Below are 14326 nucleotides of genomic sequence, written 5' to 3'. Positions count from 1 at the left end.
TCTGCTTCAGGCCGCCAACCCCGGCTGCCTGTGCCAAGTTCGTCCGGCCTGCGGATTTTGGGTTTGGGCATGGGGCTTTGCCAGCCAGTATCTTTTGCCGCCCTGATTTTTCAGCCTGCGAAACCGGCCTTACAGCACTTTTTCCAGCGCAGCGGCAAAAGCTGCCAGCCCTGCCTCATCTTCTGCATCAAAACGATTTTTTTCCGGGCTGTCGATATCCAAAACGCCGACCACTTCCCCGTTTTTCATAAGCGGTACGACAATTTCAGACTGGGAAGCGGCGTCACAGGCAATATGGCCTGAAAACTGCTGGACATCGGCGACCCGGAGCACCCGTTTTTCTTTCCAGGCTGTCCCGCACACCCCTTTCCCATACGGAAGCCGCACACAAGCTGGCAAACCTTGGAACGGGCCGAGGACGAGTTCATCCCCGCTTGCGAAATAAAACCCGACCCAGTTTACCCGGTCAAGAAACTGGTTTAACAGCGCTGCAGCATTGCTTAAATTGGCAATTTTATCCGGTTCGTCTTCCGTGAGCGCGATCAGCTGTTTTACGACAAGATCATACTTTTCTTTCTTCGTTCCCTGGGGATTTTCTACATGAAACATCGCCATCATCCTTACATCAGCAAATTTTTTAAAAACGGGGCGGGATTTTGTCGGAAAGTTTTTAAAGGAACCCCGGCCCGGCATATGGAATAGTACGGAATAGAATATTTTTAACACAAAAGGGGAAGCCCGGCAAGCAAAAAAGAGGAGAGGGTGGAACAAATGGACGGAAACAGCAGTGAAACAAAAGAAAAGATATTCAATACGGCGATTGCTTTATTTCATACGAAGGGCTATAAAGGAACAACAATCAGGGCGATTGCGGCTTCCGCAAAAGTCAATTCGGCCAATATTTCCTATTACTTTAACGGCAAACAGGGGCTATTGGAAGCGTGTTTTATCCGCTTTTTTGAACCGTATATTGCCTGCCTTGAAGAAGAAGTGCAAAATCTTTCGGAGGATGGATTAAAACGGGCGGCCTTCCGCATCCTGCACTTTCAAAGCGAAAACCACCTGCTGTCCAGATTTGTATGGCGGGAAGTCACCATTGATTCGCAAATTGTCCGCGAAATTTTGTCCACTTACTTCATGAAAGAGCGTTATTTATTAAAAAAGCTCGTCAAAGCTTGGTGCGGTCCCGGAATCCAGGCGGGCAAACTGAACTTTCTCATGATCCAGCTGAAAAGCATGCTGTCGATGCCGTATTTAAACAGCCAGTATATCCGCGAAGTATGGGGCATGCAGCCGGAAGAGCCGTATTTTGCCGAAAAATACGGCAAATCGGTTGCCGAATGGCTGGACAGCATCCGGCAAAACGCGGGGGCGCAGCCGGAACCGCTGCTGCTTGAAACCGCTTTTTAATGGCCGGAGCGGGCTGGCTGTTTTTAAAATGCCGGCAGCTTTCCGAAAAAGCCCGCCGACGTGCAAAAAATAAGCGCCGGCTTTTTTTATTGTGGGTACGGAAAAAACCTTCCCCAAAATGAATCGAAAAATCTCGAATTTCATAGTCAAATATTGTCATTACATGGTATCATAGAATAAAAATAAACATACATGCCTGTGGGTATCGGGAAGGATTGTTCCGGTATTCATACATACATAATGAGCGGATATTAAGGCTTGATTTGTGGACGAACGGGAGGCTTTCAAGTTTATGATGTATGGCATCATTGGCGCTATTCTTTTGTTGCTCGTTTTATTGACTTGCGGTTTTTTTATCAGGAGGCAGTTTTACAAAGAGATTGACAAGCTTGAAGCATGGAAAATTGAAATCATGAACCGGCCTGTCACTGAAGAGCTGGGAAAAGTCAAACGGCTCAATATGGGCGGGGAGGCGGAAAGTTTATTTGAAGGCTGGCGCAAAGACTGGGAGGACCTTTTAAACGAGGAACTGCCGGCAGTGGAAGATAAGCTCTTTGAAATCGAGGAGCACACTGACAAATACCGTTTCAAAAAGGCGAAAGAAGTACAGGCGGGAGCAGAGGCGATTCTTCAAAATGCGGAACAAAAAATAAAAGATATACTGGACGGCGTCAATGAACTGATGGATGCCGAGAAAGAATCCCGGAAAGAAGTGGAAGAACTCGGGAAAATCTTCAAAGACTTGAAGAAACAGCTTCTGACACGGCGCCATACATACGGAAAAGCCATTAAAAGCCTCGATTTGAGAGTGGACAGCCTGGCGGAGAAATTTGCCCGTTACCATGAACTGACGGAAGCCGGGAACTATTTGGAGGCAAAGAAATTAGCCGATGAACTGAAAGCCGAAACAGAAATGTTGCAGGAGGATGCCGGGAAAATTCCGGATTTGCTGGCGGAAACGGAATCGCTTTTGCCGATGCAGTTTGCAGAATTAAAAGAGGGCTACAAAGAAATGGCTGCACAAGGCTTTGCGCTCGATCACCTGCAATTTGATGAAGAAATGAAGGAACTTACAGAGAAGCTTTCGGCTTACCGGAAACAACTTGAACAGGCTGACACAGCGGATGTCGAGGAAGGCATCCGGGAAATCAAGGAAAGAATAGAAACGATTTACGATATTTTAGAAAAAGAAGCGTACGCGAAAAACTATGTGCTCAAGCATTTCCGTGAAGTGAAGGATATCCTGGATGAAGTACGGGAAGAAAACAAGCGCCTCAAAACAGAAACAGAATCCGTGCAAAAGACATACCAGCTGCATGAGGAAAACATGGCCGTTCCAGCTGAGCTCGATAAACAATTGGAGAAACTGGCCGCGCGTTTGGCGGTCCTTGAAGTAAAAATTCCCGAAAACAAAACGATTTATTCCGTGTTAAGCGAACAGCTCAAAGAAATGGAAGGGCAGATTGAAAAACTGCGGGATGACCAGAAGACGTTTAACGAATTTTTGCAGAACCTGCGGAAAGAAGAAATGGAAGCACGCGCGAAGATCGCGGAATTGAAGCGGACAATCCAGGATATGCGCCGCCTTGTCGAAAGAAGCAATATTCCTGGGCTGCCGGACTCGTACCGTACCCTGTACGAAGCGGCCTGGAACGCGATTCGTGACACTGCCGAAAGCCTCCATGCCACGCCGCTAAACATGGAGAAGGTCAACCGCCATCTGCTGGAGGCGGAACAGGAAGTCGGAAACTTTGAAAAAAGCACGAAAGCTTTAATGGAAAATGTGCAGCTTGCTGAAAAAGTGATTCAATACGGCAACCGTTACCGCGCTAAATATAAGAAAGTGGCGGACGGGCTAGAGCGCGCAGAAGTGGCTTTCCGGCGCTATGATTATGAGAAGGCGCTTGAAGAAGCCGCAACGACAGTGGAAGCGGTGGAGCCCGGCGCATTGAAAAAAATTGAAAAAATGCTGGAAACTGAAGAATTACTTTGAAGCAAACGGAAAAAATACGGAGCGCTCCCCGTTTTTTTCGTTTGCTTTTTTCTGCGCCTTTCAGCCGGCAGGCAGGCCTTTCATGCGGCTGATGCCAAACAGATGCACTCGCTTTTTGGCGCCTGGTTCTTTAACCTGGTAAACAGGCACGGGTGAAGACCTTTGAGCCTTAAGCAACTCATTTTCTGTCTGAACGGGTACAACACGCACGGTCGCAGGGCCATTTCCGCCCCATCCTGGAGATTAAAGACCAGTGCCGCGAAAGAAGCGGCGCGGAGACCGGGATGGGCGGCGCATAACGGGAGTATATCGGTTGTAGGTTCGGTATCCGGCATGGTATATTAGGCAATGATGCAGGTTTGGATCCAATTTTATGCCAACAGAGGGTGTTCAAATGATTTACTTTGACAACAGTGCCACAACGAGGCCTTATCCGGAAGTGCTGGATGCTTTTGTGAAAACATCGGAAAACTATTTTGCAAATCCCTCTTCCCTGCATAGCCTCGGCGCGCGTACAGAGAAACTTCTCACGCAGGCAAGACGGCAAATTGCGAGTCTTCTCGGCGCAGACGAGAACGAAATTTTTTTCACATCCGGCGGCACGGAAGGCAATAATCTGGCGATTAAAGGGACAGCCCTCGAGTACCGTTCAAGGGGGCGCCATATCATTACGACGGCTGTTGAACATGCATCTGTTTTTGAAACATGCCGGCAGCTGGAAGAATGGGGCTTTCGCGTCACGTATTTGCCGGTTGACAGGAGCGGAAGAATCAAGCTGGACGATTTAAAACAGGCCATCACGGATGAAACGATTCTTGTTTCCGTGATGCATGTGAATAACGAAGTAGGAACAGTGCAGCCGGTGGAAGAAATCGGGCAGCTTCTCAAAACTTACCCGAAAATCCTGTTTCATACAGACGATGTCCAGGGCTGCGGAAAAGTTCCGCTTTCCCTGCATGATGCCGGCATCGATCTTTGTACGGTTTCCGCGCATAAATGCCATGGCTTAAAGGGAACCGGGATATTATATAAACGGGCAAATCTCCGCCTGTCACCGCTTTTAACCGGCGGGCACCAGGAGAGGGGCTTGCGCAGCGGCACCGAAAATACAGGCGGAATCGTTGCAGCCGGAAAAGCGCTCCGCCTGGTCCATGAAAAATTTGAAGCCGGGGCGGCAGAAAGAACGTCCCGCATCCGGGATGCCCTGATCGAAAAGCTTCAGGAGATGCCTGCTGTGACAGTCCATACCAATCCGGCTGTTTCAGCGCCGCACATCCTGAACTTTTCCGTCCGCGGCATCCGCGGCGAAGTGCTCGTGCATGCGCTTGAAGAGGAAGGCATTTATATTTCCACAACAAGCGCCTGCTCTTCAAAAACGCGGGAACTGAGCCGCACGCTCCTTGCCATGGGGGTTTCCAAAGACGAAGCCGAATGGGCGGTGCGCGTGAGCCTTTCTTATGAAAATACAATGGAGGAAGCGGAACGTTTTATCCGCATATTAAGGCAAACAATCACAAATTTACAACAAGTGTTGGGGAGAAATCAATGAACTATGACCGCATTTTAATCCGTTATGGGGAACTTTCGACAAAAGGGCATAACCGCCAGTTTTTTATCCGGCATTTAAAAGACAATGTCAAAAAAGCGCTCAGGCCTTTTGGCGGCATTGAAGTCCAGGCGCTGTACGACCGCATGTACGTGCTCTTGCATGGCGCAGACGGCGGGCAAGTCATCGATATTTTAAAATCAATCTTCGGGATCCAGTCATTCAGTCCGGCCGTCCGCACCCGGAAACAGCTCGAAGACATCGAGCAGGCGGGGCTCGAACTCGTCCGGCAAAACTTTGCGAAAGGCAAAACCTTCAAAGTGTCGGCCCGCCGCGGCGATAAAACATTTGAATACGATTCGAATGATTTGAACCATCTCGTCGGCGGCTATATTTTAAAGCAACTGGACGGCATTCAAGTCAATGTAAAACAGCCGGATATCGAGCTGCTTGTGGATGTCCGGAAAAACGGCGTTTATTTGTCCACTGAAGTGATAAAAGGATCCGGCGGGCTTCCGGTCGGTGCATCCGGCAAAGCGATGCTCATGCTTTCGGGTGGTATTGACAGCCCGGTTGCAGGATACCTCGCGATGAAACGCGGCGTGAAAGTGGAAGCGGTCCATTTCCACAGCCCGCCGTTTACAAGCCCGCGTGCAAAGCAAAAAGCGCTTGACCTTGCGCAAAAAATTTCCGCCTACAGCGGCTCCATGAAAGTGCATATTGTCCCCTTTACAAAAATCCAGGAAACGATCCATAAAGGGGTTCCGGAAGGCTATTCGATGACCGTGCAGAGAAGGGTGATGCTTGAGATTACCGACCGGCTCCGTAAAATTCATAACGGGCTTGCGATTGTAACCGGCGAAAGCCTCGGCCAGGTTGCCAGCCAGACGCTCGACAGCATGGTTGCAATCAATGATGTCACAACGACACCAGTGTTGCGGCCGCTTGTTTCGATGGATAAGCTGGACATTATTGATATTGCCCAAAAAATCGGCACATACGACATCTCAAGCCTTCCGTATGAAGACTGCTGCACGATTTTCACGCCGCCTTCGCCGAAAACACGGCCGAAACTCGAGCTTGCGCGTCTTTACGAAAGCCGCCTCGACCTGGAACCATTGATTGAAGAAGCGGTGCAAAATACGGAGGACGTCTTTATTACACCAAATGAAACGGCGCAGGAAGAAGATTTTTCTGAGCTGTTATAAAATCCAGTAATTGGCAGCACCGCCAATAAACTTACAACATGATGCCATGTGTTTATGCGCAATCTATACTCACAAGGAGGTGAGACACATGGCACAAAGCAACAACAGCAACCAATTGCTTGTAAGCGGTGCTGAACAAGCACTGGACCAAATGAAATACGAAATCGCTCAGGAATTTGGCGTAAACCTTGGTGCTGATACGACTTCCCGCGCAAACGGGTCTGTCGGCGGCGAAATCACGAAACGCCTTGTTTCGATGGCTGAACAACAATTAGGCGGTACTTCCCGATAACTGAATGAAGAATGGATAGAGAAGCGGGCCTGAATCGGGTCCGCTTCTACTTGTTTTTGGCGTAAATTTGTATCATATTTTTTTAATATCAGGTATAATAATGAGGTACTAAAAAATTCTGGAGGCGATTCGCTTGCGTCGTAGTGACCTGATTGCGCCACAAACATACAATATAGCCGAAGAAATTGAGAAATATGCCCGGGACCCGCACAAAGTTGCGCTGATTTGGGAAGACAAAGAAGGCATGCACAGAGAAGTCACATATAAAGAATTAATTGAAAATGCAAACCGGACCGGCCATGTCTTTTTGGAAAGCGGGCTGAAAAAGGGAGATACCATACTTGTCATGGTTCCGCGTATTGTAGAAGCATACGAAGTATATCTCGCTGCAATGAAATGCGGCATCGTTCTTTTGCCGGCATCGGAAATGCTGCGGACAAAAGACCTTGACTACCGGATCGAAGCAGGGGATGTAAAAGGCGTTGTCGCCCATTATTCATGCACTGCACAGTTTAGAGATGTACGCGGTATTGAAAATTTGGAAAAATTCGTGATTGGAGAACCGGAACAGGGATGGGCGTTCCTGGATGAAAAGAAAAAAGCAGCCCCTTGTGAACTGGAAATCTTCAAAACGTCAAAAGATGATATCGCCATTTTGTCCTATACTTCCGGGACAACCGGCAATCCGAAAGGCGTTATCCATACGCACAGCTGGGGATATGCCCATTTGCGCACGGCTGCCCCGAACTGGCTTGGCATTCAAGAAGGCGACCGTGTTTGGGCGACGGCCGCACCGGGATGGCAAAAATGGGTGTGGAGTCCGTTCCTTTCCGTTCTCGGTTCAGGCGCAATCGGGTTTGTTTACAACGGCCGTTTTGACCCTGAAAAATATTTGTCCCTTTTAGATAAATATGAAATCAATGTGCTCTGCTGCACACCGACTGAATACCGTTTAATGGCAAAAGTCGATGATTTGTCCCAGTATCATCTGAAAAGCTTAAGGAGCGCGGTCTCAGCCGGAGAACCGCTGAACCGCGAAGTCATCGATGTTTTCCAAAACCATTTCGGCATCACGATCCGCGACGGTTACGGCCAGACGGAAAGCACGCTGCTCGTCGGTTATTCCCTTGATACACCGTTGCGCCCGGGTTCAATGGGCAAACCGTTTCCCGGGAATGAAGTCGAAATCGTAAATGATGACGGGAAGCCGTGCAAACCGGGTGAAACCGGCGATATTGCCGTCCATAGAGACACGCCTGCGCTTTTTAAAGGCTATTATAAAGAGCCAGAGCGCACGGCCAAGCAGTACCGCGGCGATTACTTCATTACAGGGGACAGGGCAAGAAAAGACGAGGACGGTTATTTCTGGTTTGAAGGCAGGCGGGATGATATCATTATTTCTTCCGGCTATACGATCGGACCGTTTGAAGTCGAAGATGCCCTTGTCAAGCATCCGTATGTGAAAGAATGTGCCGTTGTTGCAAGCCCGCACGAAATTCGCGGCAGCATTGTGAAAGCTTTTGTCGTTTTAAAAGACGGCATCAGCGAGAATTTGCCGGGGCTTGTAAAAGAACTGCAAAACCACGTCAAACAACTGACCGCGCCGTACAAATATCCGCGTGCAATTGAATTTATCAAGGAATTGCCAAAAACGGCCTCCGGCAAAATTCGCCGTGTCGAGCTCAGGCAGCAGGAATGGAATAGATAAGAAACAAAAAGCCGGGCATTTTTTTAAAAAAATGCCCGGCTTTTTGTTTTAATGTCCCGGATCTTCAAGTAGAATAAAAGAAAAACCAAAAAAGTGGAAGGATGAAATGTTGGCATGAACAAAAAAAGATGGGGAGCGCTTGCTTTGGCAGGCGGGCTGTTCGTCGTTTCCATTATTGTGAACTTGGCGAGCATGGCGGCATCAACCAACTTTTCCAAAATCTTTAAAGAGACCGTGGAAGCTGGGGAAGGGGATGTTTCCGAAAATGTATTGCAGGATGGGAATGAGTCAAAGAAAATCGTCGTGCTGAATGTGAACGGGACAATTCAGGATACCGGCACGACACCATCACTGCTTGACACCGGTGAATATAACCACCAAAGTTTTTTGAAAGAACTGGATCAGGCGAAAAAAGACAGCGATGTAAAAGGGATCATTTTACATATTAATTCACCGGGCGGCGGGGTGGCCGAGTCGGCAGAAATCCATCACCATCTGATGGAAATTAAAAAAGATACGAAGAAGAAAATTTATGTGTCCATGGGGCCGACTTGCGCATCCGGCGCTTATTATATTTCAACGCCGGCCAATAAAATATTCGCAAGTCCGGAAACATTGACCGGATCGCTCGGGGTGATCATGGAAAGCGTGAATTACGGGAAGCTTGCCAAAAAATACGGCATTGATTTTCCTGTCATCAAAAGCGGGAAGTATAAAGACATTATGAGCCCTTACCGGGACATGACGAAGAGCGAAAAAGAAATGTTGCAGAAAATGGTGAACAATTCGTATAACGGTTTTGTCAAAGTCATCTCTGAAGGGCGCCACATTCCGAAAGAACAGGTGCGCAAAATTGCGGACGGGCGTGTATACGACGGCAAGCAGGCGCTGGATTTGCATCTGATTGACAAATACGGTTACCTGGATGACACCATTGCGGCGATGAAAAAAGATCTTCATCTCGGAAAAGCACAGGTTGTGGAATATGAAACAAGTGGCGGGTTTGGGTCGCTGTTTTCCGCCTCAGCGCAAAAAATGCTCGGCAAAGAAGCAGAAGCCTCGGGGCTTGCACGTTTATTGTCGCAATCGAACGCACCGCGCCTGATGTACCTGTATTCCGGGGCTGAGTAAGGGGGGAGCTTGAATGAATTCAAACGAAAACCAAATGCCTGAAACGGTGAACCCCGGGAAGGAACAAAAACGGGAGGAGTTATTCGGGGCCCGTTATGCCGGGTTCTGGATGCGGTTTTGGGCCTATTTGCTTGATCTGCTTGTTGTGGTAAGTGTGAAGTGGCTGGTTATCCATCCCATTTTCCGGTTTTCCGGCTTGTCTCTCACAGAAGATAAAATTTATGCACCGATTACGGTGGCATCGGCCGTTGTATTTTACGGGTACTTTGTCCTGATGACGAAATTTTTCGGCCAGACGCTTGGAAAAATGGTATTTGGCCTCAGGGTTGTGCCGGTGAACCATCCCGGGCCGCTGAAATGGAGCACCGTTTTATTCCGGGAATGGATCGTCCGTTATGTTTGTGTCACCATTTCGGTCATCTATATTATCGTTGCATTTACGCCGAAAAAACAAGGGGTGCACGATTTGTTTGCCGATACGGTCGTCATTCATGAACGTTCCCAGGAACCGGTCTATCCTTATTATGAACCTGCTTAAAGGCAGGTTTATTTTTTTGCCCTGTTGGCGATAATGATGGCAAAAAAGGCTGATGATGGAAATGATATGGTGGCTGTCCGCGGTTCTCGGCATTGCCGCAATCGTTGCGGTTCTTTGGTTCTCTTCCCTGTCCGTCCTCATTGAATACGGGCACCGCCGGGATGATGATAAAATTTTTATTCAAATCAGGGTTTGGGGCATCATCCGCTATACCGTGAAAATCCCGGCAGTGAAAGTGGACAGGAAAAAACCCGGCGTCGTATATGAAAAAGAGACAAAACATGCAGAGTATGAAAGGAGCATTACGCCGGATGTGCTCGAACAGCGGATTGAAGATGTGAAACAAATTGCGGAGCGCGTCATCGGTTTAAAGGCGATTGTAGGCAAGTTCATCCGCAGTGTCCAGTTGAGAAAATTCGAATGGCATACAGCAATCGGGCTGCATGACGCCGCGTGGACGGGAATTGCCGCCGGAAGTATTTGGGCGGTAAAAGGGGGAATACTAAGCCTCATAACCACAAATCTGCGGGTAAAAACGGATCCTGTCCTCTCTGTTACACCCTTTTTCCAAAATCCGGTTTCTGAAACGCAGTTAAAATGTATGGTGAAAATCCAGATTGGGAAAGCTATACTGGCCGCATTTAAAGTGTTGAAATACTGGCGGGGAGGAAAAGCGGAAATCGCGCTTAAACCGATTTCCGAATCAGAAAACGGCCGGCATGCTTAAATCCCGGCAGAAACGAATGACAGGAGGAAACAACAATGGGTTCACATCCGATTGAAGGCCTGATGACGGCCGCAATGGAAAATTTAAAAGAAATGATTGATGTAAATACGATTATCGGGGATCCGGTGGAAACGCCAGATGGAAGCGTCATTTTAACCGTATCCAAAGTCGGTTTCGGGTTTGCGGCAGGCGGCAGCCAATTTAACGGGCCATCCGGATCCGGCGGCAGCGGCGAATCCCGCCCGGCAGAGCTGCCTTTCGGGGGCGGCAGCGGCGGCGGCGTCTCGATTATGCCGATTGCCTTTTTGGTTGTTGGCGCACAAGGCGTGAAAATGCTGCATCTGGACCAAAACACACATCTGATTGAAAAAATTATGGATGTCGCACCGGGCGTTGTCGAAAAAATCCAGAGCATGCTGAAACAAAACGGCCAAAATGCAGGTGGCCAAAATGGCGGGCAACAGCCGGCCAACCAGCAAAAACAGGATCTTGATTTTTAACAACCCGCATGATTCGCGGGTTTTAAATTGGAAATTTTTTTCGTTGTCCATTATGATAGGGTATGAGCACAGTTGAAAAACGGGGGATTGAAAGCCCCGGTAAAAATAAGGAGGGTATCTCATGGCTTCGGTTACATTTAAAGGAAATCCAGTCACATTGGAAGGGACAGAAGTGAAAGTCGGCGATAAGGCACCGGACTTTACGGTTCTGGATAATGATTTGAATGAGGTGACATTTTCGGATACAAAAGGCGGCGTCCGCATCTTCAGCGTTGTCCCGTCGATTGATACCGGTGTTTGTGATGCACAGACGCGCCGTTTTAACGAAGAAGCGGCAAAACTCGGGAAAGAAGTCAACGTTTATACTTTTTCCTGTGACCTGCCTTTTGCGCAAAAAAGATGGTGTGCGGCATCCGGGCTTGACCATGTAAAAGTGTTGTCCGACCACCGCGACCTGTCATTCGGCAAAGCTTACGGGGTTGTGATGAAAGAACTTCGCCTGCTTGCCCGCGCCGTATTTGTCGTAGATTCCAATGATACGGTTACATATGTGGAATATGTAAGCGAAGGCACCAACCATCCTGACTACGAAATAGCATTGCAAGCCGCAAAAGATGCAGAGTAAAACAGGCATTGAATAGCGCCGGGAAACGCGAAGAGCGCTTGCTATACTGCGATAAAATCCCCGATCTCCATCGGGGATTTTATATGGAAGAAGAATATGAAGGAGGAGAATGAATGTCGGCCTCTCCTGTTGAAACCCTTTTTACCGTTTTTAACGAATCCGCGCAAATCTTGGAAAATCGCCTCTCTGTCCCGTATTTGGAAGCCGTGGCGATGACCGGGGAAAATTTATTCACCGGAAGCATCCGCCAAAATGGGATTGATGCGCGCGATGAAAAACGCCTTGAAAACATATACGGAACGGTCCGCCTCGGGGACTTTACCCGCGAGCAAATCCGGAAAGCCTACCAGCTCGCCATCCTGAAGGGGATGAAAGCAAACGTCCAGGCAAACCACCAAATGACGCCGGATTCGATCGGACTGCTGATGAGCTATTTTATCGGCAAGTTTGCAGAAGATACCAGTTCGTTTTCGATTTTGGACCCTGCGGTGGGCACCGGCAATTTGCTTGCGACCATTTTGAACCAGCTCAGCGGGAAAAACATCACTGCTTACGGTGTGGATATCGATGATGTTTTGATCCGGCTCGCATACACGGGGGCGAACCTTCTGCACCATGAAATCGAACTGTTTACGCAGGATGCCCTGTCCCAATTGTTCATTGACCCTGTCGATATCGTTGTTTGCGATTTGCCGGTCGGATACTACCCGAATGATGCGGGCGCCGCAGATTACAAGCTGAAGGCAGATGAAGGGCATTCGTACGCCCATCATTTGTTTATCGAGCAGAGCCTGAGAGCGGCGCGCCCGGGCGGATTTTTATTTTTTCTCATCCCAAACGGATTATTTGAAACAAAAGAAGCCCCGAAACTTCGCCGGTTTTTAAAAGAAGAGGCGGATATCCAGGCGATTTTGCAATTGCCGATGACCATCTTCAAAAACGAACAGGCTGCCAAAAGCATTTTTGTCATCCGCAAGAAAGCGGAAGGCGTGAAGGCGCCGAAACAAGTGCTGCTGGCGTCGCTCCCGTCCCTGTCTAACGAAAGGTCGCTCAGGCAGCTGATGGCAAAAATGGACGCCTGGTGCAAAGAAAATATCCAAAGCGGCAAAATTTGACGAATTGGGAAAAATGAGGGCCGGAAAGCAGGAAATTGCGTTCCGGCCCCCATTTGTTTGTGTTTTTATGGTATCATTTTATATGTTCCCGGGAGACGAAACCAAAAACCAGTTGAAAAAAACCGGATAGAATGGCAAAATGAGAAAATGAGATCACTATTTTAAAAAAATAAAAGGGTTCATTTGATTTTGCGAAGGGAAGACGAGCAATGGCAAAAATTATGGCAATTAATGCGGGGAGCTCCTCCTTAAAATTTCAATTATTTGAGATGCCGAATGAAAGCGTTATAACGAAAGGCCTGATTGAACGGATCGGGTTAAACGATGCCTTGTTTTCCATTACGGTAAACGGGGACAGGGTGAAGGAAATTACCGATATTCCGAACCATGAAATTGCTGTACAGTTTTTATTAAAAAAATTAACGGAAACCGGCATTATCCGGTCTTTGGATGAAATAGAAGGCGTGGGCCACCGGGTTGTGCACGGCGGCGAAATTTTCAATGATTCTGCTGTCGTCAATGACCAGGTGCTCGCGCAAATTGAAGATTTGGCGGAACTCGCGCCGCTTCATAACCGGGCGAACGCAACGGGGATCCGGGCGTTCCGTGCCGTGCTGCCGGATGTGGTTCAAGTGGCCGTGTTTGATACCGCTTTCCACCAAACGATGCCGGAAAGTGCTTTCTTATACAGCCTCCCCTATGCATACTACGAAAAATACCGGATCCGCAAATACGGGTTTCATGGCACTTCCCATAAATATGTGGCGATGCGTGCCGCTGAGCTGCTCGGCAGGCCAATTGAACAGCTGCGCCTGATTTCATGCCATTTGGGCAACGGGGCAAGCATTGCGGCGATCCAGGGCGGCCGGTCAATCGATACGTCCATGGGCTTTACGCCATTGGCCGGCGTGACGATGGGCACGCGCTCCGGCAATATCGACCCCGCACTGATCCCGTTTATTATGGAGAAGACAGGCAAAACGGCAGAAGAAGTGCTCGAAGTGTTAAACAAAGAATCCGGGCTTCTCGGCATTTCGGGCATTTCCAGCGATTTGCGCGATATCCAGGTGGCGGCGGAACTCGAGCGGAACAAGCGGGCTGAACTGGCGCTTGACATTTTTGCAAGCCGCATCCATAAATACATCGGGTCGTATGCGGCGAAAATGGCCGGCGTCGATGCGATTATTTTCACGGCTGGCATCGGGGAAAACAGCGATGCCATCCGCGCAAGAATTTTAACGGGACTGGAATTTATGGGCATTTACTGGGACCCGACTTTGAACCAGATCCGCGGGACGGAAGCGTTTATCAATTATCCGCATTCCCCTGTAAAAGTACTCGTTATCCCGACAAACGAAGAGCTGATGATCGCACGCGATGTTGTCCGGCTCTCTTCATGACCGCGGAATCTTAACGGCTGGCGCCGACAGTTTGCTTTCCTGCTGCCCGTGCCCGAATAAATTGTTTCAGGGTCACTTTGGCATGGCATAAACGAACAGCCGTCCATGAACTTTATGATATAATGGCTGTAAA

14 protein-coding genes are annotated in these 14326 nt (G+C 48.6%); 13 read left to right on the top strand and 1 reads right to left on the bottom strand.

Features of this window, described 5'->3' with window-relative positions:
- Nucleotides 1–129: 129 nt before the first annotated feature.
- On the bottom strand, nucleotides 130–609 hold the full coding sequence (locus tag NST70_RS10835; RefSeq protein ID WP_017551290.1) for a GAF domain-containing protein: 480 nt from the start codon (nucleotides 607–609) through the stop codon (nucleotides 130–132).
- Nucleotides 610–771: 162 nt separating this feature from the next.
- On the opposite strand from NST70_RS10835, the gene refZ reads away from it, so the two are divergent.
- The 13 genes from refZ to NST70_RS10770 all read left to right on the top strand — a co-directional run bounded on the left by refZ (nucleotide 772) and on the right by NST70_RS10770 (nucleotide 14193).
- A complete protein-coding gene (refZ, locus tag NST70_RS10830; protein WP_017551288.1) occupies nucleotides 772–1410 on the top strand; it encodes a forespore capture DNA-binding protein RefZ in 639 nt (212 codons plus the stop codon).
- A gap of 292 nt (nucleotides 1411–1702) precedes the next feature.
- A complete protein-coding gene (gene ezrA / locus NST70_RS10825) occupies nucleotides 1703–3403 on the top strand; it encodes a septation ring formation regulator EzrA (protein WP_017551286.1) in 1701 nt (566 codons plus the stop codon).
- Nucleotides 3404–3797: 394 nt separating this feature from the next.
- Nucleotides 3798–4952, top strand: a complete 1155-nt coding sequence (locus NST70_RS10820) for a cysteine desulfurase family protein (protein WP_017551285.1) — start codon at nucleotides 3798–3800, stop codon at nucleotides 4950–4952.
- Entirely contained in the window at nucleotides 4949–6157 is a 1209-nt protein-coding gene (thiI, locus tag NST70_RS10815) for a tRNA uracil 4-sulfurtransferase ThiI (protein WP_035188423.1), read from the top strand. Before NST70_RS10820 ends, thiI begins: the two co-directional genes overlap by 4 nt.
- Nucleotides 6158–6245: 88 nt before the next feature.
- Nucleotides 6246–6449 carry an alpha/beta-type small acid-soluble spore protein gene (locus NST70_RS10810; protein WP_013859944.1) on the top strand — a complete coding sequence of 68 codons (204 nt, stop codon included), beginning with the start codon at nucleotides 6246–6248 and terminating at the stop codon, nucleotides 6447–6449.
- Nucleotides 6450–6582: 133 nt separating this feature from the next.
- Complete coding sequence (locus tag NST70_RS10805) at nucleotides 6583–8157, top strand: acyl--CoA ligase (RefSeq protein WP_017551283.1); 1575 nt, start codon at nucleotides 6583–6585, stop codon at nucleotides 8155–8157.
- Between the two features lie 114 nt (nucleotides 8158–8271).
- Nucleotides 8272–9288 (top strand): signal peptide peptidase SppA, encoded by a 1017-nt coding sequence (gene sppA, locus NST70_RS10800; protein WP_017551282.1) that lies wholly within the window; start codon nucleotides 8272–8274, stop codon nucleotides 9286–9288.
- A 13-nt stretch (nucleotides 9289–9301) separates the two neighbouring features.
- Nucleotides 9302–9826 carry an RDD family protein gene (locus tag NST70_RS10795; RefSeq protein ID WP_017551281.1) on the top strand — a complete coding sequence of 175 codons (525 nt, stop codon included), beginning with the start codon at nucleotides 9302–9304 and terminating at the stop codon, nucleotides 9824–9826.
- A gap of 55 nt (nucleotides 9827–9881) precedes the next feature.
- Entirely contained in the window at nucleotides 9882–10553 is a 672-nt protein-coding gene (locus NST70_RS10790; RefSeq protein ID WP_035188420.1) for a DUF2953 domain-containing protein, read from the top strand.
- A 35-nt stretch (nucleotides 10554–10588) separates the two neighbouring features.
- Nucleotides 10589–11053 (top strand): GerW family sporulation protein, encoded by a 465-nt coding sequence (gene ytfJ / locus NST70_RS10785; RefSeq protein ID WP_013859939.1) that lies wholly within the window; start codon nucleotides 10589–10591, stop codon nucleotides 11051–11053.
- Between the two features lie 121 nt (nucleotides 11054–11174).
- Nucleotides 11175–11678 (top strand): thiol peroxidase, encoded by a 504-nt coding sequence (tpx, locus tag NST70_RS10780; RefSeq protein WP_017551279.1) that lies wholly within the window; start codon nucleotides 11175–11177, stop codon nucleotides 11676–11678.
- A 113-nt stretch (nucleotides 11679–11791) separates the two neighbouring features.
- Nucleotides 11792–12793, top strand: a complete 1002-nt coding sequence (locus tag NST70_RS10775) for a class I SAM-dependent methyltransferase (RefSeq protein ID WP_035188418.1) — start codon at nucleotides 11792–11794, stop codon at nucleotides 12791–12793.
- 209 nt (nucleotides 12794–13002) lie between these two features.
- A complete protein-coding gene (locus tag NST70_RS10770) occupies nucleotides 13003–14193 on the top strand; it encodes an acetate kinase (protein ID WP_035188416.1) in 1191 nt (396 codons plus the stop codon).
- The last annotated feature ends 133 nt before the right edge of the window (nucleotides 14194–14326 follow it).

Source organism: Weizmannia sp. FSL K6-0777, assembly GCF_038593185.1.
GTDB classification, from domain to species: domain Bacteria; phylum Bacillota; class Bacilli; order Bacillales; family Bacillaceae_C; genus Weizmannia; species Weizmannia faecalis.
The sequence above is the reverse complement of the archived record's forward strand: the minus strand, read 5'-3'. Positions and strand labels throughout refer to the sequence as shown.